The sequence below is a fragment of the Mesorhizobium sp. WSM4814 genome, from assembly GCF_055811595.1.
The window spans coordinates 147766-168632 of record NZ_JBVVQT010000001.1 but is presented as its reverse complement, the minus strand read 5'-3'; the positions used below and the strand labels follow the sequence as shown (position 1 = coordinate 168632).

General features: G+C 60.4%; 16 protein-coding genes. 10 read left to right on the top strand and 6 right to left on the bottom strand.

Annotation, left to right across the window (positions count from 1 at the left end; all coding sequences use genetic code 11):
* Positions 1 to 50: 50 nt before the first annotated feature.
* Both AC0L2V_RS00685 and melA read right to left on the bottom strand, forming a co-directional pair.
* Positions 51 to 2135 carry an ABC transporter substrate-binding protein gene (locus AC0L2V_RS00685; protein ID WP_473519155.1) on the bottom strand — a complete coding sequence of 695 codons (2085 nt, stop codon included), beginning with the start codon at positions 2133 to 2135 and terminating at the stop codon, positions 51 to 53.
* A 203-nt stretch (positions 2136 to 2338) separates the two neighbouring features.
* Complete coding sequence (melA, locus tag AC0L2V_RS00680) at positions 2339 to 3811, bottom strand: alpha-galactosidase (protein WP_473508195.1); 1473 nt, start codon at positions 3809 to 3811, stop codon at positions 2339 to 2341.
* Between the two features lie 230 nt (positions 3812 to 4041).
* Between melA and AC0L2V_RS00675 the strand changes: the two genes are divergently transcribed.
* From AC0L2V_RS00675 to AC0L2V_RS00660, 4 genes are all read left to right on the top strand, one after another.
* A complete protein-coding gene (locus AC0L2V_RS00675) occupies positions 4042 to 4908 on the top strand; it encodes an AraC family ligand binding domain-containing protein (protein WP_473508369.1) in 867 nt (288 codons plus the stop codon).
* A gap of 464 nt (positions 4909 to 5372) precedes the next feature.
* Positions 5373 to 6587: a glycosyltransferase family protein gene (locus AC0L2V_RS00670; protein ID WP_473508194.1), complete on the top strand. Its 1215-nt coding sequence runs from the start codon at positions 5373 to 5375 to the stop codon at positions 6585 to 6587.
* Position 6588: 1 nt separating this feature from the next.
* Entirely contained in the window at positions 6589 to 7833 is a 1245-nt protein-coding gene (locus AC0L2V_RS00665; protein WP_473508193.1) for a glycosyltransferase, read from the top strand.
* Entirely contained in the window at positions 7830 to 9020 is a 1191-nt protein-coding gene (locus AC0L2V_RS00660) for a glycosyltransferase family protein (protein ID WP_473508192.1), read from the top strand. Before AC0L2V_RS00665 ends, AC0L2V_RS00660 begins: the two co-directional genes overlap by 4 nt.
* Positions 9021 to 9111: 91 nt before the next feature.
* Here AC0L2V_RS00660 and AC0L2V_RS00655 read toward each other — a convergent pair whose 3' ends face one another.
* Both AC0L2V_RS00655 and AC0L2V_RS00650 read right to left on the bottom strand, forming a co-directional pair.
* The gene (locus AC0L2V_RS00655; RefSeq protein WP_473508368.1) at positions 9112 to 9783 is read right to left on the bottom strand and encodes a methyltransferase domain-containing protein; all 672 of its coding nucleotides are present in this window, start codon (positions 9781 to 9783) and stop codon (positions 9112 to 9114) included.
* Positions 9728 to 10219, bottom strand: coding sequence for a hypothetical protein (locus AC0L2V_RS00650; protein WP_473508191.1), 492 nt, complete (start codon positions 10217 to 10219; stop codon positions 9728 to 9730). The genes AC0L2V_RS00655 and AC0L2V_RS00650 overlap by 56 nt, the downstream gene beginning before the upstream one ends.
* Positions 10220 to 10248: 29 nt before the next feature.
* Between AC0L2V_RS00650 and AC0L2V_RS00645 the strand changes: the two genes are divergently transcribed.
* The 3 genes from AC0L2V_RS00645 (at position 10249) to AC0L2V_RS00635 (ending at position 14705) form a co-directional block, all read left to right on the top strand.
* On the top strand, positions 10249 to 12963 hold the full coding sequence (locus tag AC0L2V_RS00645; protein ID WP_473519154.1) for an ABC transporter transmembrane domain-containing protein: 2715 nt from the start codon (positions 10249 to 10251) through the stop codon (positions 12961 to 12963).
* 302 nt (positions 12964 to 13265) lie between these two features.
* Positions 13266 to 13715: a cyclic nucleotide-binding domain-containing protein gene (locus AC0L2V_RS00640; protein ID WP_091594718.1), complete on the top strand. Its 450-nt coding sequence runs from the start codon at positions 13266 to 13268 to the stop codon at positions 13713 to 13715.
* A gap of 135 nt (positions 13716 to 13850) precedes the next feature.
* On the top strand, positions 13851 to 14705 hold the full coding sequence (locus AC0L2V_RS00635) for an MBL fold metallo-hydrolase (protein ID WP_473508189.1): 855 nt from the start codon (positions 13851 to 13853) through the stop codon (positions 14703 to 14705).
* Here AC0L2V_RS00635 and AC0L2V_RS00630 read toward each other — a convergent pair.
* Both AC0L2V_RS00630 and AC0L2V_RS00625 read right to left on the bottom strand, forming a co-directional pair.
* Positions 14685 to 15470, bottom strand: a complete 786-nt coding sequence (locus AC0L2V_RS00630) for a polysaccharide deacetylase family protein (RefSeq protein WP_473490991.1) — start codon at positions 15468 to 15470, stop codon at positions 14685 to 14687. The genes AC0L2V_RS00635 and AC0L2V_RS00630 overlap by 21 nt on opposite strands.
* Positions 15467 to 16555 (bottom strand): glycosyltransferase family 4 protein, encoded by a 1089-nt coding sequence (locus AC0L2V_RS00625; RefSeq protein WP_473508188.1) that lies wholly within the window; start codon positions 16553 to 16555, stop codon positions 15467 to 15469. The genes AC0L2V_RS00630 and AC0L2V_RS00625 overlap by 4 nt, the downstream gene beginning before the upstream one ends.
* Positions 16556 to 16628: 73 nt before the next feature.
* On the opposite strand from AC0L2V_RS00625, the gene AC0L2V_RS00620 reads away from it, so the two are divergent.
* From AC0L2V_RS00620 to AC0L2V_RS00610, 3 genes are all read left to right on the top strand, one after another.
* The gene (locus AC0L2V_RS00620) at positions 16629 to 17807 is read left to right on the top strand and encodes a DUF3095 domain-containing protein (RefSeq protein WP_473508187.1); all 1179 of its coding nucleotides are present in this window, start codon (positions 16629 to 16631) and stop codon (positions 17805 to 17807) included.
* Positions 17808 to 17919: 112 nt separating this feature from the next.
* Entirely contained in the window at positions 17920 to 19263 is a 1344-nt protein-coding gene (locus tag AC0L2V_RS00615) for a nucleotide sugar dehydrogenase (RefSeq protein WP_473508186.1), read from the top strand.
* 206 nt (positions 19264 to 19469) lie between these two features.
* Positions 19470 to 20810 (top strand): adenylate/guanylate cyclase domain-containing protein, encoded by a 1341-nt coding sequence (locus AC0L2V_RS00610; protein WP_473519153.1) that lies wholly within the window; start codon positions 19470 to 19472, stop codon positions 20808 to 20810.
* Positions 20811 to 20867 lie beyond the last annotated feature (57 nt).

Below are 20867 nucleotides of genomic sequence, written 5' to 3'. Positions count from 1 at the left end.
TCGCAACCTCCCCTCCGGCGGATGCTCGCCGGAGGGGAAATCGACTGCGGTCAGTTGATCGGACCGCCTTCACCGGGCTTGCCCGGAAGCTGCTCGGGGAACAGCTCGTAGTCGCCCTGCTTGTCGGCAGCGACGAAGACCCGTTCACGGATGATCGTGTCCTCCGCCCAATTGAACATGAAGATCGGCACGCCTTCCGGAATGTTGGAGAAGCGCTTGTTGATGATGAGCGCACCCGGATATTCTGTCAGGCCGATCGTATCGAGATTCGTCGTCGAGACCTTCTGGAACTGCTTCATCAGGTCAGCCCGCTCGTCATTGTCGTTGCTGGAGATGAACTTGTTGACGACGTCCACGAGTTCCTGTTCGAACGGCATCAGATCGACCGTGCCGTCCGTTCCTGCCCTGTGATGCCAACTCGTGCGCGGACCGGTCGGGGCAAGCTGGGTCGTGTTCTGCACAACTGAGGTCTGTTCCTGCTCGTTGCGGCGAACAAGCCAGTCGAAGCGCCCGGCATACTGGGTTGCGTCGCGCTTCGCGCCATCGATTGTGTTCAGCACGACCTTGAGGCCAAGCTGTTCCATCTGGCCGACCAGACCTTCCGCGAGATTGCGATCGGTGCTGTAGTCGGAATTCACCAGAAGCACGATCTGTACGTCCGAGCCGCCAGCTGTACCGGCCGGGAAGTTGACGGCGCCGTTGCCGTCCGTGTCCTTCAACCCGACCTTCTCCAGCAGCGCCTTGGCGCCTTCCAGATCAAACGGGTAGTACACCGTCGAGGCGCGGTCGTAAAAGCTCGTGCCAGAGGAAATGCCGCCGGGATAGATCGCGGTGAAGGGTCCTTTGACGAGGGATTCGCCGAGTTTCTTGCGATCGATGGCCATGGTCACGGCCTTACGGAAATCGACGTTGCGGTTGAGCTCGCGTACGGCCTGCGCCCGCTCGTCCGGCTCGCCCCAGCCATTGGCTGAAAAGTTCATGCGAAGATTGTAGCCGATCAGCCGGGCGCCAAAGGCCAGCCGCGCGGGAGCCGTTTCCTGTGCGGCGCGCTTCAGCGATTCCACGAAATTTTCAGGTTGCTCCAGGTTCGAGATATCGCCGGACCCGGCGATCGCCTGCACGTCGCGATCGGCCCAGGTCGAAAGCTTGTAGTGCAGTTCGTTGAGATAGGGCAGCTGATTTCCCTCTTCGTCGACCTTCCAATAGTAAGGATTGCGGCGAAGCACGATGACGTCGTCCGAACGGTATTCGATAGGCACCCAGGCGCCCATGACGGGCATATTCAAGTATTCCGGCGGAAAGCCGTTCTTGTACTCGTCGTAGGTGGTGCCTGCATATTTCGGATGCTTGGTCTTCAAAATGTGCGAGGGGCCAGGGCAGAAGGTTCCATAGGCCATCGCATAGAGATGCTGGCGCGGGAACGCGTCCTTAAAAGTCCATTTGACCGTATGTTTGTCTACCGCCTTCAGGGTGGTGCCTTCTCCGAACGTTTCCGGTGTTGCACCGTTCAGCGGCGAGACGTTCGGATCGACGACATTGTCGTCCCAATAGAACATCACGTCATCGGCGTCGAAGGGATCTCCGTCGGACCACTTTGCGCCTTCGATCACCTTCATCGTCAGTGTGTGGCCGTCTTCCGACCACTCCCAGCTCCGGGCAAGATTGGGCAGCGGCTCGACGTCTTTGGCATCGACCTGGAAGAGCGGCGCGGTGCGCGTCAGGCATTCGAACATCGCGATGTCAATGCCGCCCCAGCCTTGCGTCTGCCCGGCACTGTAGTTCCAGCCTTCCGGCCGGCCGCCGACGACGTGGCGCATCGTGTCGCCATAGACGCCTATCCCGTCGGGCATGTTGCCTGTCTTGAAGACCATCGGCTCCTTCGGCAGCCGCTCGGCCAACGGAGGCAGTTTCCCGGTCTTGACGAATTTTTCTGTGACCCACTCCGGCTCGCGATATTCGGATAGCGCCTTGAATTCCAGAATTGAATCGCGCGGCACGTAATTGATCGTGCCTTGCGCCGGAAACGGCGGCTGTTCCGGCACGATCGTCGGCTCGGAGGCCACGGCCTGGATCACGAACGCCGATATACCAAACAGGAGCGCGGCGGCGGTTTTCATGCGGCCAAAAATGTTCATTGTCCTGGTCTCTCCCTTATGCTTCGGGCCTGCCGCGATGGCATGGCTCTCCTCCTACAAGCATCGAACGAAGCGGTATTCCGCTTTCTCAGAAGCGGTATTCCGCTTCTCGGATGACAGTGCCGCGCTGCCCGGGCGCATTCGCCGAGGCACGATCCTGTCCGCCCGGTTTTCCGGAACATTGGCTTATCGCAACCAATGTCTCAGCCGGCCGCGCGCAACTTCATGGCGTCCTTTTCGGCCCTGATCTCTTCGATCGAGCGAACCTCGCGGCGGGCGACGCCCTTCCATTCCCGCGTTTTTACCGTCGCGCGGCTCAGCCGCTCCTTGGCGCTGTCGATCGCATGGGCGAATTGCGGTAGCCATTGCGCTTGCGCCACAACCATCTCGTCGACCATCTGCCAGACTTCTTCCGGCGTGCAGACGGCGCCAACCAGCGGATCGTGCAGCACGGCCAGTTTCAGGAGGTCGATGTCGCCGGAGATTGCCGCGTGGACGGACATGCGCTGGACATTGATCGACGAAATGCAGGTCGCGGCGCAGGCTTCCGGAAGCGTGATGCCGGCCACCATGTTGATGCCGAAGCGATCGACGAAACCAGGCGATTCGATGATTGCATCGGACGGAAGATTGGTGATGACGCCTTCGTTCTTGACGTTGAAGTGCCCGCGATAGACCCGGCCGGTCTCGAGCGCCTCCAGTATGTGGCTGGCGTGCTCGTTCGAGCGGCGCCCGGGATCGAAGGGCTTTCCCGCATCTTCGAGGAATTGCGGGAACTCGGTCTCGAACCAGTTCCGGGTTTCGGTCGAATAGCGCAGATAACCGCCGGTTTCGCCGTGGATCCAGTCCGACATGTCGATCCACTTGGCGGTCTCCTCAGGCCGTTTGCGGTACCAGGGCAGATATTCCGACAGGTGGCCGTTACTTTCGGTCGAATAGACGCCGAAGCGCTTCAACACGTCAATCCTGAGTTTCTCCTGCCGCGAGAAGACCGGATGCGCCTCGAAGGCGGCGATGAGCTCATCCTTGCCGATCTTGCGGCCCTTGACGCGAACGTCGACGAACCAGGTCTGGTGGTTGATGCCGGAGCAGACATAGTCGAGCTCGCCTTCCCCGGCGCCGAGGATCTCGGCAATCTGCTCGGCCCCATGCTGGACCCCATGGCAGAGACCGACCGTGTCGACCTTGCCGAATTCGATCGCCGCCCAGGTGTTCATCGCCATCGGGTTGGCATAGTTCAGGAATTTGGCGCCTGGCTCGGCCAGTTCGCGAATGTCCTTGCAGAAATCCAGAATGACCGGGATGTTGCGCTGGCCGTAGAGAATGCCACCGGCGCAGATCGTATCGCCGACGCACTGGTCGACGCCATATTTCAAGGGAATGCGGATATCGTCGGCATAGGCGGCGAGACCTCCGACGCGCACACAGCTAATGATGTAGCGCGCGCCCTCGATCGCCTTGCGGCGGTCCGTCGTCGCGGTCACCCGTGCAGGAAGCTGGCTCGACTTGACGATCCGCAGGAGAATTGACTCGATCATCTTGAGATTGTGCTCGCTGATGTCGGTCAGTGCGAACTCGATGTCGCGCAGCTCCGGCACACACAAAATGTCCGTGAAAAGCTTCTTGGTGAAACCGACGCTGCCCGCGCCAATGATTGCGATCTTAAATCTGCTCATTCGAACCTTCTCCGCAAGCGGATTGGACCGATAGGTAAAATCGGTTCGTGGAAATCCAGTCCAGGCGTGTTATTCGGAAGACACGCAACCAGGCGGCGTGCAACCGGGGTTTCATCCTCATCTCTTTTGTTTTTGGTCAATATGCGTAAGATCACGCCCCTCCGGTAGGGCGTAGATGTGCTTTGTAGGGTAATTTTGTGCTGCAAAAACTCGTCGACCTTGGGCCGGTGATGAAGATGATTTCCCTGCCGCGCGCTCGGCAGCGATTGCACACCATGCCGACGAGCACCGGCTACGACGTGAGAACGGATGCCGGCTACAGCTGGGATGGCCGCAGGCGCGGGCAGACGCCGTTCACAGTGATGCAGCACACCATCAGCGGCACCGGAAACCTGCGTTACGGAACCAGGTCCTACCGCATCGCTCCGGGCGAGACGATGCTGTTGGTTGTTCCGCATTCGCACCGCTACTGGGTCGAAAAAGGCGGGCGCTGGGAGTTTTTCTGGATATCGATGCATGGGGCGGAAGCGTTGCGCATCCATAGAGAGGTCCTGGCAACGAAAGGACCGGTGTTCAGGCTTCGGGCAGCGACCGTCGATAATCTGGCCGACTGCGCCTACCGGCTGGTCAAAGGCGACGGCTCAACGCCGGCACGCGCCTCGGCAATTTCCTATGAGGCGGCCATGGCACTCTATGACGACGTGTTCGAACTGCACGGAAATGACGTGGCGGAGAATTCGGTAGTGCGTCAGGTGACTGACTATATCGGTGCGCATCTGCATCTGCCGTTGCCGGTCGATGAGCTGGCGCGGCTTTCCGGTCTCAGTCGCGCCCATTTCTCACGTGTGTTCGCGGCGCATGAAGGTATTCCTCCGGCTGAGTTCGTCCTCAACCGACGCCTCGACCGCGCCGCAAAGCTACTGACCATGTCCGCCGACCTTCCGGTGAAGGATATTTCCGGCATGTGCGGCTTCGAAGATCCCAACTACTTCGCCAAGGTATTCCGACGTGGCTTCGGCGTCAGTCCGACAGAATTCAGAACCACTGGCATGTATGCAAGCGCCGGTCATCAGCAGGGGCAGATTTTGGACAGATGACAAATAGCGCTGACCTGTCACCTTTGATGGCTGCTTTTAGCGCGAGAGAGACCGTCAACCTGGTCACTCGGACATCAGCTTTCAGGAGGCGGCAAAGCTGGCCTTGTAAGCAAAAAGCGTCCCGAAAGGCGCCTCTCAATAGCTTGATTCCCTTGAGAGAACTTGGAGCGGATGAAGCGATTCGAACTCTCGACCTCAACCTTGGAAACGTCTATTTCTGCCAACGCCGCCTTATCCGAATCTTCGCTGCCAATCCGAGATGATCAAGACCAGAAAATGATGCAGGTTCTCTGGACCAGCGTGGCTGCTGAGCAGACGCAGCTTCCTGGCTTCTGCATATGGACCCTCTTGGGTAATTGATAATTGCGCCGTCATGTTCCAAAACAGGTCGGCAGACCCGCGAGGATGGTTTCGTGCGGGGTCGTCCACGGTCCTCAGGCGAGAATTCCAAAAGACGTTCAACAATGACCCAGCACGTACAAAATGCTCGAATTCTCATGTACAGCCACGACACGTTCGGGCTCGGCCACTTGCAGCGCTGCCGGACGATCGCGCATTCGCTGGTCGAGGATTTCCGCGGACTTCAGGTGCTTATCATTTCGGGTGCGACTATCGCTGGCGCCTTCGACTACCGCGCCCGTGTCGACTTCGTGAAGATCCCCAGCGTCATCAAGTTGCGCAACGGCGAATACACCTCGCTGGAAAAGGATATCGATCTGCATGAGACGCTAAGGATGCGCCAGTCGATCATCCGCCACACAGCCGAGACCTTCCGGCCGGATATTTTCATCGTCGACAAGGAACCGCTCGGCCTGCGCGGTGAGATCGAGGACACGCTGTCCTACCTCAAGACGCGGGGCACCACGCTCGTGCTTGGTCTGCGCGAGGTGATGGACGCGCCGCATCTGCTCGAAGCAGAGTGGGCACACAGGGATGTGATGCGCAAGATAGGCCTGTTCTACGACAAGGTCTGGGTCTATGGTCCGCCGGATTTCTACGATCCGCTGATCGGTTTGGACGTGCCGCCGGCTGTCAGGGCAAAGATGAAGTTCGTCGGTTTCCTGCAACGGAGCCTGCAGAAGAACGAGTTGCCCGGCCACCGGCCCGACGGCGATTATATCCTCGTTACCACCGGTGGCGGCGGTGACGGCGGCGACCTGATCCACAGTGTCATCGATGCCTATCAGCAGGATCCGCAATTGCAGCATAGGGCGCTGATCGTGCTTGGGCCTTACATGCCGGCGCGCAAGCGCAACAAGCTGCTCAAGAAGGGGGCCAAGATCCCCTATATCAAGATCATCGAGTTCGACAACCGCATGGAAGATCTCATTGCCGGTGCCAAGGCGGTCGTGGCGATGGGCGGTTACAACACCTATTGCGAGATACTGTCTTTCGACAAGCCGGCGCTGATCGTGCCGCGCGTCAAGCCCCGCGAGGAACAACTGATCCGAGCACGGCGCGCAGCCGAACTCGGCCTCATTGAGATGCTTTTGCCGGAAGAAGCCGAGGATTCCCAGCGGTTTGCCAATGCGCTGGAGGTGCTGCCGGCCCGGCCCGGCCCATCGCAGAGCCATCCGCATCTGACGCTGGAAGGGCTGCCTCACATTTCTGAAATCGTCGCGGAACTGCTCGACCGGCGGGGCGGCCATCACCTTTCGGTCATTGAAGGCATGATCTGAGTTGCAACATCGCAAGATCGTCGTGGTTCTGAAGGGCTATCCGCGGCTGTCGGAAACCTTCATCGCGCAGGAACTGCTCGGTCTGGAGCGTGCGGGGTTCGACCTGATACTCTTCGCCCTCAGGCGGCCGACCGACGCAAAACGCCACCCCGTGCATGACGAGATCAAAGCGCCCGTCCATTATCTGCCGGAATATCTGCATGAAGAGCCGCTGCGCGTGGTTCGCTCGCTGTTTGCTTATCTGCTTCGGCCGGGCTTCTGGCGCGCGCTCGGATCGCTGGCTATCGACCTCGGCCGCGACTTTACGCGCAATCGCGCGCGCCGCTTCGGACAAGCGCTCGTGCTGGCGGCCGAATGGCCGGAAGACGCGGGCTGGCTGCACGCACATTTCGCGCACACTCCGGCATCGGTGACGCGCTATGCCAGCCAGCTTCGTGGCCTGCCCTGGAGCTGCTCGGCCCATGCCAAGGACATCTGGACTTCGGCGGACTGGGATCTGGCTGGCAAGCTTTCCTCGGCCCGCTGGACGGTCACTTGCACGAAAACCGGCTTCGACCGTCTGAAAAAACTCGCTAACGGCAACGCGTCTGTGCATCTGAGCTATCATGGGCTCGACCTTGATCGCTTCGGCAGTTTCGGCGAGGCGCGAAAACAGCATGACGGCTCGGCGCCGGACGAACCGGTTATCATTCTGAGTGTCGGGCGCGCCGTTGAAAAGAAAGGTTACGATACGTTGCTGGGGGCCCTTGCCCTCTTGCCTGGTGATTTGGCGTGGCGTTTCGAGCATATCGGCGGCGGCGAGGAACTGGAACGGTTCAAGGCGCTGGCGCAAAAGCTCGGCCTGGATGGCCGCGTCTTTTGGAAAGGCGCGCTTGCGCAGGAGGAGGTGCTTGAGCACTACCGCTGCGCCGACATCTTCGCCCTGGCCTGCAGGATCGCCGCAAATGGCGACCGGGACGGTCTGCCGAATGTCCTGGTGGAGGCGGCTAGCCAGCGGCTTGCCTGCGTGTCGACCGATATTTCCGGCGTGCCGGAGCTTCTATCGCCGGATGAAACCGGGCTGCTGGTTCCGACGGAAAACCCAATTGCCCTGGCGCAGGCGCTGGAGCGCCTGATCCGTGATCCCGTGCTGCGCGCCCGCCTCGGCGACGCCGCAGAGCGGCGCGTGCGCGGTAATTTCGATCATTTGGCAAGCATTGGACAGCTCAAGGAACTGTTCGAGCGGGAGTGGCGGGCCGCCGAATGAAGCGGCTGCGGGCTTTCTTCTATGTCCAGCACCTGCTCGGTATCGGCCATCTCGCGCGCGCCAGCCGCATTGCGGCGGCTCTGGTCGATGACGGGTTTGACGTAACGGTCGTGACCGGCGGAGCGCCGATCGCGGGGTTTCCGGGAGTGGGTGTGAAATCTGTAACCCTGCCACCTGTCACCTCCGGTGATGAAGGATTTTCCGGACTTGTCGACCTGCGGGGCAAACCCATCGACGATGATTTCAAGAGATGGCGTTCAGAGATGCTGCTGCAGGCCTTCCGAGATTGCAGGCCTGATATCGTCATTGTCGAGGCGTTTCCATTTGGACGCCGGCAGATGCGTTTCGAACTCCTGCCGCTGATCGAGGCCATCGACGCGACGTCGCCCAGACCGCTGCTGGCGACGTCCGTCCGTGATATCCTTCAGCAGCGCGTCAAGCCGGGCCGAAACGAGGAAACGGTCGATCTGATCAACAGGCATTTCGACCTTGTCATGGTCCACGGCGATCCGGCTTTCGCAACCATCGACAAGACATTTCCACTGGCTGGGGCGATCAAGGCCGAGGTCACCTACACAGGGCTCGTTGCCGCGCCGCCATCGCCCGCGGCCTCCGCGCGGTTCGACGTTCTGGTGTCGGTTGGCGGCGGGGCTGCCGGAAAGAGCCTTGTCAGTTCCACCATCGCAGCGGCGCGGCATGCCAACAACGCTGGGAAATGGTGTTTGATCACCGGCCCCAACCTGCCGAAAGACGAGTTTGACGCGATCACACGCGATGCCTCGCCGGTCCTGTCCATCTTCCGGTTCCGCGAGGATTTCGCCAGCCTGCTGACCGGCGCCCGCCTGTCAGTCTCGCAGGCGGGTTACAACACGGTCTGCGATGTCCTGCGCGCGGGTTGTCGCTCTCTGCTCGTTCCATTTGCAGCCGGCGGGGAAACCGAACAGACGGTTCGCACCCTGAGGCTCGAAGAACTCGGTCTTGCAACGGTGCTGATGGAGAAGGACCTAACGCCTGAAGGTTTGGCGCAAGCGATCGAACAGGCGCTTGCGGGACCGACGCCAGCCGCGCATCGTCTCGATCTGGAGGGCGCGCATCGCTCGGCGCAAATTCTGCGCCAGCGGTATCGAACATGGTCCCTAAAAGTGGGGCCCGGTTTCGGAGAAGTTCATGATCAAAACAGACGATAGATGCTAACGCGCGTCGCGTCTGGCGAGGTTCGTGCGACGCGCTTCATCCCCTCGTTTATGCATGTCGTTGTCCCAAACCGGGCGAAATGCGTCAAACAGTTCCAATCAGCATGAAGCGCGTATAATTTTTTGTCGGCAGTTCGCCGGAGAACCGCACCTCCTGTAACGCCGCCATTGCTTCGAAGGCTGCAAGCGAAGCCACGCAGTTGATGTGCGTCGGCTCGCTGAAATAATCGTTCGATTGCAGCAGTACAGTCGTGCCCCGCGGAAGCAGGGCAAGCCAGGCTCGCAGATCGGCTATGTGTTCGCAGCTCGTATTGACCATCAGGTCGGGCCGCCCGGCCGCATAGTCGAGTGCGTACATATCTGCCGTCAGTGCCCGGAAACGGTCGCCGGCTTCCCGGTTGAGGGTCCGGGCGACCGGCGCGACTTCGGGATCGATGTCGATGCTATCGACCGCCGCGATGTCGAAGCGAGCGTCGTTAAAAAGCATAGCCGGCAATACGCCGTACCATCCACCCAGAACCCATATGCGCCCGAACCGGCCGCCGCAGCTTTCGAACAGCCTGTCGAGCGCCCACATCTTGCAGGCGACCTGCTTGTGGTTGAAGGCGTTGGCGATATCGGCGTTCGGATGCCTGGTGATGACGCGCGCCAGCGCTGCCACCAGGGGGCACTTGACATAGGCAGCAATTCCCCGCGTCAGGTCAAAGGCTTGCTCGTGCCAGTCCATGCCGGCATTGCGTGGTTGCGTGACATCCATCATATTCGTCTTGTAGGTTGGGATTTCGGGCGACACAACGCAATCTTGCCTCCCGGAAGGCTGTTGATTCGCGGACGTGATTATGCTGGAAGCCGCTTCGCCATTGCCCGGTGCCGGAGAGAGCCTGTTGCATCTGTCCGGACCAGCGGCGTCCATTCGCCAGCACCAGCCGCGCAGCTGCTGCCTCGTGCTGCTCGGCTATTCGCCGAAACCCTACCGAAGCCGCGAGCCGTTTGGCCAGCCGCATTCTTCGATGATCAGCAATGCCGATGTCGTTGTTATCGATCATGCGCCGGAACTGGATCGCGCCGCCTCGCATGTTCCTTCCATCGTTGAGCGCAGGACAATCTCCGTGCGCTGCAGCTTCGAGCTTGTCTTTGGCGACGAAGAAATTGCCGATACGCCATTCGCCAGCAGGTGCTTTTACATCCTGCATCGTTCCAACTGAAGGGTCCACAGCCGCATATGGAACCCAGCCTAGCCCGCTATATCTGGACGCACACCAAGAAGCAGCAGCTCTGGATATTGATGATCGTCGTGCTTTCGATGATCCCGTATTTCATGTCCTTCGACCTGCCGAAGCTGATCATCAACGGCCCGATCCAAGGTAGCGGGTTCGAGCAACCGGGCGCGACCCAGCCATTCATGAGGCTGCACTATAACCTGCCGTTCATCGGAGAGGTCCAGTTCTTCTCCGGTTTTCAGCTCGACCGCGTGGCGACGCTGTTTGCGCTGAGCCTTGTGTTCCTCTTGCTGGTCGTCATCAACGGCCTGTTCAAATTCTATATCAACACCTACAAGGGCCGCCTCGGCGAACGCATGCTGCGGCGTATCCGCTTCGATCTGGTCGATCGTGTGCTGCGGTTTCCGCCGTTTTACTTCAAGCGGGTGAAATCCGCCGAAGTGGCGACCATGGTGAAGGACGAGGTGGAGCCGCTGGGCGGCTTCATCGGCGATGCCTTCGTGCAGCCGGTGCTGCTCGGCGGCCAGGCGCTGACGGCCATGCTGTTCATCGTGGTCCAGAATTTCTGGCTCGGAATGATCGCGGCCGGGATCGTGGCGGTCCAGATCGTGCTCATCCCGCGAATGCGGCGGCGGCTGATCGTGCTCGGGCGCGAACGGCAGTTGACGGCGCGCGCGCTTTCGGGCCGGGTTGGCGAAATCGTCGACGGCATCGGCGCGGTTCACGTCCACGACACATCAAATTACGAGCGCGCCGACATAGCTGCGCGGCTCGGGCTCATCTTCAAGATCCGCTTCGATCTTTACCAATGGAAATTCATGGTGAAGTTTCTGAACAATTTTCTCGCGCAGCTCACGCCCTTTCTGTTTTACATGATCGGCGGGTATCTGGTCATCCAGGGGCGGCTGGACGTCGGTCAGCTCGTGGCCGTGATCGGCGCCTACAAGGACCTGCCCGGACCGATGAAGGAACTGATCGACTGGGATCAGGCGCGGCAGGATGTCCAGGTCAAATATCAGCAGGTCGTTGAACAATTCACCGTCGATCGGCTCATTGCGCCGAGGATCGGGGCATTGACGATCGACGATCCCGATCCGATGACCAAGCCCCTGTCGGCGATCGGTCTGTCGATAGCAGATGATGGCGGTGCAATGCTCCTCGACCGTGTCTCCCTCAAGATCAAGCCGGGTGAGACGGTGGCGCTGCTCAGTACCGCAACAGGTGGAGCCGAGGCGCTTGCAGAAGCCTTCGCAAGGCTGAACTGGCCGGACAGCGGAAGGGTCGCTTCGGGCGCCGACGACTTGCTTGAACTCCCCGAAGCAGTGACCGGCCGGCGCATGTCCTATGCCTCGTCGGATGTCTTCCTGTTCCAGGCAAGCCTACGCGATAACCTGCTCTACGGGCTGAAGCATGCGCCGCTGACATCGGTGCCTTATGACGATGCTGCGGCAGACCAGCACCGCTGGAACATGCATGAGGCGCGCCTGTCGGGCAATCCGGATCTTGATATCCACAGCGACTGGATCAACTATGTTTCCGCCGGCGCTACCGGCCCGCACGACCTCTTTGAAGCCGTGCGCCGGGTACTCGACGCGGTTGTTCTATCGCGCGATATCCTGGATCTTGGCTTGCGCTCTTCGGCCGATCTCACGCGTCACAGCGAGCTTGCCCGGCGGATCGTCGAACTGCGTGCGGCGCTGCGAACCCGGCTGGAACACGAAGGGCTGAGCGGACTGGTGGTTCCTTTCGAACCGGGCGCCTACAACAAGGAAGCAACGATCGGCCAAAACCTGCTCTTCGGCGCTGCCGCCGGCCCCGAACTGGCCGACAGGGCTATGGCGGCCAATTCCTATTTTGCTTCTGTTCTGAGGCAAGCCGGCCTCGACCGCACGCTCTACGAAATGGGCATGGAGATCGCCGAACAGGCGATCGAGCTGTTTGCCGACCTGCCGCCCGATCACCCGTTCTTCCAGCAACTTGCCTTCATGAGCGCCGAGGAGATACCCACCTACGAAACCTTGCTGCAACGGCTCAAGAACCGTCCCCACGAGGCGGTTTCGGAGAGCGACCGCGCCATGATCGTCACCTTGAGCTTTGCCTATATCGAGCCCCGGCACCGCTTCGGCCTGCTGAGCGACGAACTGATGAGCAAGATCGTCGCTGCACGCAACCTGTTCTATGAACACCTGCCGCCCGAGCTGCAGAATGCCATCGAACGGTATGATCCCGCCAAATACATTGCCGCGGCCACCGTCATGGATAATGTCCTGTTCGGGCGTGTGGGCAACAACCATCCCGACGCGCCGGATCGCATACGCTCCATCGTCTATGACATTCTTGACGAACTTGGGCTTTATGCCGAACTTCTGGATGTCGGCCTGGACTTCAACGTCGGCTCCAGCGGCAGGCGGCTGACCAGCGGGCAGCGACAGAAACTCGATGTTGCCCGGGCCCTGCTCAAGCGTCCTGATTTTCTCATTCTCAACCGGCCGCTGTCGGCGCTCGACCAGCGCATGCAGGACAAGGTGCTGCGGAACGTGCTCGAGGAAGCCAGGCGCGACGGCCATTCGCCGGCAATTGTGTGGGTCGTGACGAATCCGGCGATGGCGATGATGTTCGATCGCGTTATCGTCTTCGATTCGGGTAAATTGGTGGAAGACGGAACACCCGAGACACTTTTGGCAGGGAACGGTACATTCAAGGGACTGTTGTCATAGAGCAGCGGACATTCAGATGGGATCATTCTGCCGGTGGGAATTTACTGCAAGGTCAAGGGATTCGACGACGGGCGTAGCGAGGCCACATCCCGCCGAAACCCGAAGGGTTTGCCGCAGATTCATCCGGCTCTTCGAGTTTCCGGTTGGCGGACGCCATTGCCAGGCGGCATCGCCCGATCGCACGACATCGGGCTCGCCACCTTTCGCGCGGTTCGTCTCGCCATCCCGGAAACAGAATTCATTCCATCTGGGCGTCCATTGCTCTAGTCTGGCAAACGCGAATTTTGGGAAGGTTTGCGACAATGCTGCTCAAGGATGAAGTTGCAATGCTGCAACGCGTTCCCTTGTTCTCTGCCATCGACCCGACAAAGCTCAAGCTGCTTGCGTTCACATCCGATCGTGTGAGCTACAGCGCCGGCCAGATCCTTTTCCGGCAGGGCGACGAGGGAGACGCCGCCTATGTCATCCTTTCAGGCAGGGCGGATATTCTGGTCGATTCCGACAGCGGACCGATAAAAGTTGCCGAACTGGAGCCAAATTCGATTGTTGGCGAGATCGCCATATTGTGCAACAGCTCTCGCACCGCCACCGTCAGAGCGGCAAGTCCGCTGGAAGTCTTGAGGATCCGCAAGGATCATTTCCTGAGGCTTATGAGGGAGTTCCCGGAAATGACCATCGAGATATTGCGGGTTCTTGCCGATCGCCTAAGCCATACGACCGCGGATCTGATCGATGCACGAAGCACCAAATAACGGATGACGTGCGCTCGATCCTCGCCGTCGCGATGGCACTGGCCTCTTGCTGAGAAGGTTACCCCGGAGAAAACCTGTCTCGCCTAGCAGCAGTTGTTTGGCTACGATGGGCGACGGGGACTGGGAAGGGGTAGCATGGACTACGAAGTTTTCCTGGTCAGGTTTTGGGGCGTGCGCGGCAGCACTCCGGTATCGGGGCCAGAATTCTCTCGCTATGGCGGCAACACGAGCTGCATTGAGATGCGATGCGGCAAGCATACGCTTCTGTTCGACGCGGGCTCTGGCCTACGGCCTGCCGGCGCCGCACTTCGGGCGTCAGGCGTGACCGATTTCGACCTGCTTTTCACCCATTGCCATTACGATCACATCATCGGGCTGCCGTTTTTTGCGCCGATCTATGACCGGAGCGTCAAGCTTACGCTTTGGTCCGGGCATCTTGCAGGACGCATGACGACCCGGCAGATGGTCGATGAGTTCATGCGGCCGCCGTGGTTTCCGGTGAAACTGGAGATCTGCAAGGCAAGCCTCGACTGCCGCGATTTCGTATCCGGAGACGTGCTTCGCCCGCGCGAAGGGGTGGTGGTCCGAACCGGCAGTCTTATCCATCCGGGCGGCTGCATAGGCTACCGGGTCGAATGGGGCGGCCGGGTCGTGGCGGTGATCACAGACACTGAGCACGAGCCGGACAAACTCGATCAGGCGGTGCTCGCCCTGATCGAAGATGCCGACCTCGTCATTTACGATTGCACCTACACCGACCAGGAAATGGAACGCCGCCGCGGTAACGGGCATTCGACCTGGCAACAGGGCGTCAAGCTCTGTGAGGCGGCCGGTGCGCGGCGGCTTGCGCTGTTTCACCACGATCCGACACGCACCGACGAGGAACTGGACAAGATCGAGAAACTGGCCAAAGACAGGTTTGCCGGCGCTTTTGCCGCTCGGGATGGCCAGACGCTCAAATTTCCGGGCTCATTGCACAAAAAGCGCTGAGCTATTTCCTCTACCGGCGCTGCGCCCGATCAATGTCCCGATCGGAAGCCATGCGCAGGCTTCAGTCTGTGCGGTGACTGTGAACAGCCGTTCGAGGAACAGCCAGGCCGATTCATCATGTACGAGATGGTGGGTGAGCAGGCCGACCGGTTCGCCGCCGTCGATTGCACGCTGCAATTGCGCGATAATAGCCTGAACCAATAGGCCATGATCGCGGCAGCCGCGCGTGCCATGCCAATCCATGATGTCGACATTGCTGTTGATGACCGCCAGTGGAGCCGGCTTCGGCGGCCCATAGACCGACAATGCCGCAAATCCTATCGATCCAAGGTTGGGTACCAAGCCGGCGTCGATCCTGTTCCAGGGTGGCACCAGCATCGGAACGGCACGTGCGCCGTGCAGGCCGGTTACGTGCGACAGCCCGCGAGCCAGATCATCGAGCACCGCCTCGCGTGGCCGATGCGCGCCGAGCTCCTGCTTTTTCTGGTCCTCGGGCGCATGATTTCGGTGCGCCCAGCCATGGATGGCGACCGCGGCATGCGGCGCCTCGTCAAGCCGGACGACAAGCTTCTCATCAGTCAGGGCCGGAATGACGGCAAGAGTGACCGGAACCGCGAATTCACCGGTGAGGTCGAGCAGCCGATCGAGCGCAGGCGTCGGATCCACGGCGTCATCGTCACGCAGCCAGAACTCTGCCTTTCGGTCCGCCCGTTGCCGGCACGCCAGTTCTTCCACCAAGGGCTGCCAGATCCGATCGGATGTCATGAGACCGGGATCTTCGCAAGAAGTTCGGCCAGACGCGCCGCCGCAACACCGAGGGAGCGTTCTTCGAGGATGAAACGTCTGGCTTCCGCGGCCATGATGGTTCTTTCGTCGTTGCGGGCGAGAAGCCTTTCAATGGCAGAAGCGAACGCCGCCACATCGCCCGGCGGGGTGAGAAACCCGGTCTGGCCATCCCGCACGACCTCCGGCACGCCGGCGATGTCCTGAGCCACCACCGGAAGGCCGGCGGCCTGTGCTTCAAGATAGGCAACGCCATAGGCCTCGCCGTAACCCGGCCAGACGTAAATTCCCCCACTGTAGAGGACATCCGCCACGGCGGCTGGCTCAATCGCGCCAAGCCATACGATACGGTCGGCGGGCAAGCCGGCGAATTGCGCTTTGACCTCGTCACGGGCAGGCCCATCCCCGACGACCGACATGGTCCAGGGCAGGTGGCCGATCGGACCGAGCGCCTGCGCCAGCATGCGATAGCTTTCGACTTTGTCGCCCGGGCGCATCATGGCGACGGTAACGAGGCGCGTCGGACAACCCCGTGTCGGCATTTCCCGGAATGCCGATGTGTCGATGAAGGGCGAGAGCATACCGAGAGCGGCGTCGGGAATCGCATCTGCCAGTCCCTTACGATCCCTTTGCGTGAAGCAGATGTTCAGCGCTGCCTGTTCGACGGCTCGCGCCACCAACGCCTGCGTGTCGGCCCACAAACCGGCGTTGCGCCGCCTCGAATAGGAGGCTTCTGCTGTCACACAGGGGATAGCAAAGTCTGACGCCAGCTCGGGTCCGATCAGGTCGGGCGCCTTGTAATAGGGATGATAGCTGAACCAGAGATCGGGCTTGCCGTCACGATCCCAAAGCCTTGTCAGCCGCGCGGCTTCCTCTCGGGCCTCGATCTTGAGCGCATCGAAAATTTTCGGAACTGGTTCGCGTAGATAGAAGCGCAATTCGGACGCCAGTTCGACGCTATGCCCTGCATGCTCCAGCGCCTTGACCAGCGTCCGTGCCATCTGGCGGTCGCCGGAGGCAACGGGATGATTGGGCGACTTCAGCGGCGCGTAGAAGGCAATTCGCATCGCCCGACCCTATCATCGGAAAGCCTGCGCAAGTCAATTTCGAAGCATGATCGACTCACTTTCAAGCAGTGGAATGTGGTATCTGATGCTCATGGAAACAGCTGCAGCGTCCGATCCGTTTGTCGCTTCTTTGCCGGTCTTCGCAAGGTTCGAAAGCGTTGCCGATATCGATAACTATCGGCCTCTCCCGGATGGCTGGGCGCTGGCCACCGCCGACATCGTCGGCTCGACCAAGGCGATCGACGCTGGGCGCTATAAAACCGTCAATATGGCCGGCGCCAGCGTCATCTCGGCGCTGCTCAATGCACTGGGTCGGCGAGATCTTCCCTTTGTCTTCGGCGGCGACGGCGCGCTCGTGGCGTTTCCCGGCTCGGCGCTGGAGATCACCCGCAACGCGCTGGCGGCTGTCCAGAGATGGGTGGCGGACGAACTGGACCTGACCTTGCGTGCCGCAATCGTGCCGATAGAGGATATAAGAGCGCAAGGCCTCGACGTTCGCGTGGCGAGGTTCCGGGCCTCCGAAGCGGTCTTCTATGCCATGTTCGCGGGCGGTGGCGGCAGTTGGGCGGAAGCCGAGATGAAAGCGGGGCGCTACCGCATCGATCCTGCGCCAGCCGGCACACGGCCGGATCTTACCGGCCTCTCCTGCCGCTGGAACCCGATCGACGCCCGGCATGGCGAAATCGTCTCGATCATAGCCATCCCGGGGCCGTCGCGCGACTTGCGCGGTTTTCAGTCTTTGGCTTCCGACATCATCGCCCTTGCCGGGGGGCAGGAACGCGATGGCCACCCGTTGCCGGTAAACGGTCCGGCCTACAGTTTTTCGCCCGCCGGCCTCGATATCGAGGCGCGGGCCATGGCGCCGGCAGGATGGCGGTGGCTGTCGAAGCTGTGGATATTGTTCCAGCTGACGCTTACGGCTGTCACCGATAGATATGGCTGGACGATCGGCAGCTTCGATCCGAAGATCTACAAACGCGACGTGGCCAGCAATTCGGATTTCCGGAAGTTCGACGACGGCTTGAAGATGACTATCGACGTCGACGCGGATGTGTTGCAACGGATCGAGACCCGGCTGAAACAGGCGGAAGAGGCGGGCATCTGCAACTATGGCCTGCACCGCCAGAAATCGGCCTTGATGACATGCCTCGTCGCCTCGCCGCTGCAGCGCGATCACGTTCATTTCATCGATGGCGCCGCCGGCGGCTATGCGATGGCCGCCGCAAGCCTGAAGGCGAAGGTGCCGGTCTGACGGCAGCTTGCGGAAATCGATTTTCCGCAATATGCCTCGGGGTTCTTGGGGACCAGGTGAGCCTTGCCATGGGCGCGCGGACGGCCTGTCCGAATTGACGGAAAGCAGATTTTTGGACGCCTCACGATCGACATATGACCGTCTTCTGAACCTGATTTCGACGCGCACCGCGCAAGTCGGTGTGATCGGGCTGGGCTATGTCGGGTTGCCGCTGGCAGTTGCGATCGCACGCGCCGGCTTCCCGGTTTCCGGCTTCGACATCGAAGCCCAGAAGGTCGAGAGCCTGAACAACGGCCAATCCTACATTGAGGCGGTGACGTCGACGGCCCTTGCCGGCCAGGTGGCAAGCGGACGGTTCCGCGGCACTGCGGATTTTGCCGAACTGGCCGTCTGCGATGTCATCATCATCTGCGTTCCGACACCGCTGACGAAAAACCGTGAGCCGGACCTCTCCTTTGTCAGGAACACGGCAGGCACCGTGGCGAAGCATCTGCGTCTCGGCCAGCTGATCGTGCTGGAATCGACCACCTATCCCGGCACCACCGACGACGTGATCAAGCCGATACTGGAAGAAACCGGCTTGCAGTCGAAGATAGACTTCTTCCTCGGTTTCTCGCCCGAACGCGAGGATCCCGGCAACCGCAGCTTTGAAGTCGCGACAATCCCCAAGGTCGTGGCAGGCGACGGCATTGAAGCGGCGATACTCGTGCAGGCTTTCTACCAGGGCGTGGTCAAGACCATCGTTCCGGTTTCCACCACGGCGACCGCCGAGGCGGTCAAGCTGACAGAAAACATCTTCCGCTCCGTCAACATAGCCCTGGTCAACGAGTTGAAGGTCGTGCTCGGTGCGATGGGCATCGACATCTGGGAGGTGATCGAGGCGGCAAAGAGCAAGCCCTTCGGCTACATGCCTTTCTATCCTGGCCCCGGGCTTGGCGGGCACTGCGTTCCGATCGATCCCTTCTACCTGACGTGGAAGGCGCGCGAATACGAAATGCCGACCCGCTTCATCGAGCTGGCGGCAGAGATCAACACGGCCATGCCGCGTCATGTGGTCGATGAACTGGCGAAGGCGCTGGACCAGCGCTGCGGCAAGGCGCTCAGCCGCTCGCGCATTCTCATCATCGGGCTCGCCTACAAGAAGAATGTGCCCGACATCCGCGAGAGCCCCTCATTGCGGCTCATTGAACTCATCGAGGAATGGGGCGGCAAGGCGGAATTCCACGATCCGCATGTTACCGAGATCCCGGCCACACGGGAGCATATGGCGATCAAGGGGCGGCGCTCGGTCGACTTGACCGAGGCGGAATTGAAGGATTTCGATGCTGTCGTCATTGCAACCGACCACGACGCGATCGACTATCAGGCGATCGCTGATCACGCTCTTCTGATCGTCGACACACGCAATGTTTTTGGCCGCCTCGGGCTAGCCCGAGAGACGGTGGTGAAGGCCTGACGGCGTCTGGGCTGGCGAGTTTTTTTGCCGGATGTCAGGATCGTGATTGAACTCCGCCGGCAGCCTCGCCACATAATGCCCCTTCGCCGGCTTTTGCCCCAAGCCGGCTTCATTGATTTCGGGGGTCTTGTCTCTGGGGTCGTTAGCGGAGCGTGTTATGGCGGATCAAAGGAGAATGGCTCGTCTTCGACGGGTCTCAAGATAGCATGAGCACAGCGCAAGCAGAAATTTCCACCATTCTCATGGATAAGGTTGCCGATTGGCTGACCCAATCGGCGCTGGCGGGCGACGCCCTGGAAACATTGGTAAAGGGCTTTTGTGAACGGCTGGCTGCTGCCGGCCTGCCGCTGAAGCGGGTGCATTTGAGCTTTTCGATGCTTCATCCGCTTTATGACGCGCTTGGCTTCACCTGGCTTCGTGGCCAAGGCATGGAAGTGGAAGGCTTCCGCAAAGAGGACGGCGTTCATTCTGACAGATTCCTGACCAGCCCATACTACCATCTGCTCAGCAACAAGCTCGACCATCTGCGGCGCCGGCTCGACCCGTCGATGCCGTCGGAATTTCCTGTTTTCGATGATCTCAGACTTATGGGCGTGACCGATTACATGGCTTTCGTCCATCCCTTCAACGGCAATACCAGTCAGGGCATGATGGGATCCTGGTCCACCGACAGCGCTGCAGGCTTCAGCGACAACATGATTTCAGCGCTGCTGCGCATCCAGAATCATCTCGCTATCGCAACGAAGATGGCGGTGCTCACCAAGCTGGCCGACAACATGATGACCACTTATCTCGGCGGTGACGCCGGCAGGCGTGTGCTGGACGGCCAGATCAAGCGCGGCGAGGGCGACACAATCCGGGCCGCACTGGTCATGGCCGATATGCGCGGGTCGACAAGGCTTGCCGAAACTTCCGGCCGCGAAATCTACATCGATACGCTGAACCAGTTTTTCGATGCCATTGCTGCACCTTTCAATCGCAGAGGCGGGCAGATCATGAGTTTCCTGGGGGATGGCTTCATTGCCGTCTACCCTTGCGAAAGGCACCGCTCGCAGTCCGAGATCGCCTGCCAGGCTGCTCTTGCAGCAGCGCACAAGGCCACCGCGCGCATGATGGATCTCAATCTGCGCAGAAAGGAGCAGGGATTGGGCGACATAAACTTTGGCATTGGCCTGCATGTCGGCAATGTGATGTTCGGCAATGTCGGGCTTACAGACCGGCTCACATTCTCTGTCTTCGGCTCGGCTGTAAACGAGGTCCAGCGCCTCCAGACCCTGACCAAGAAATATTCGCACAGCGTTCTCGCCAGCAAAGACTTCGCCAGCTATTGCGGCGCCATCGGCTGGCTGACGCTCGGCAACGAGGAACTGGCGGGCATCAAGCAGAAGCTGACGGTGCTTTCACCCGATCTGTCGGGTGCTCTCGCACTCGATGAGGACGGTGCGCTGGAGCCGATTTACGACCGAATATCCGACGCCGAGCAGGTCATGCTGCTTCATCGCGATGCCGCGCGGCTGTCGGCGGCCGACCCGAGGAAGCTCCAGTAACCGCCACGATCTGATCCGAACGCCTTTCGGATGCAATCCGGTCGCCGGTTCCGCCAG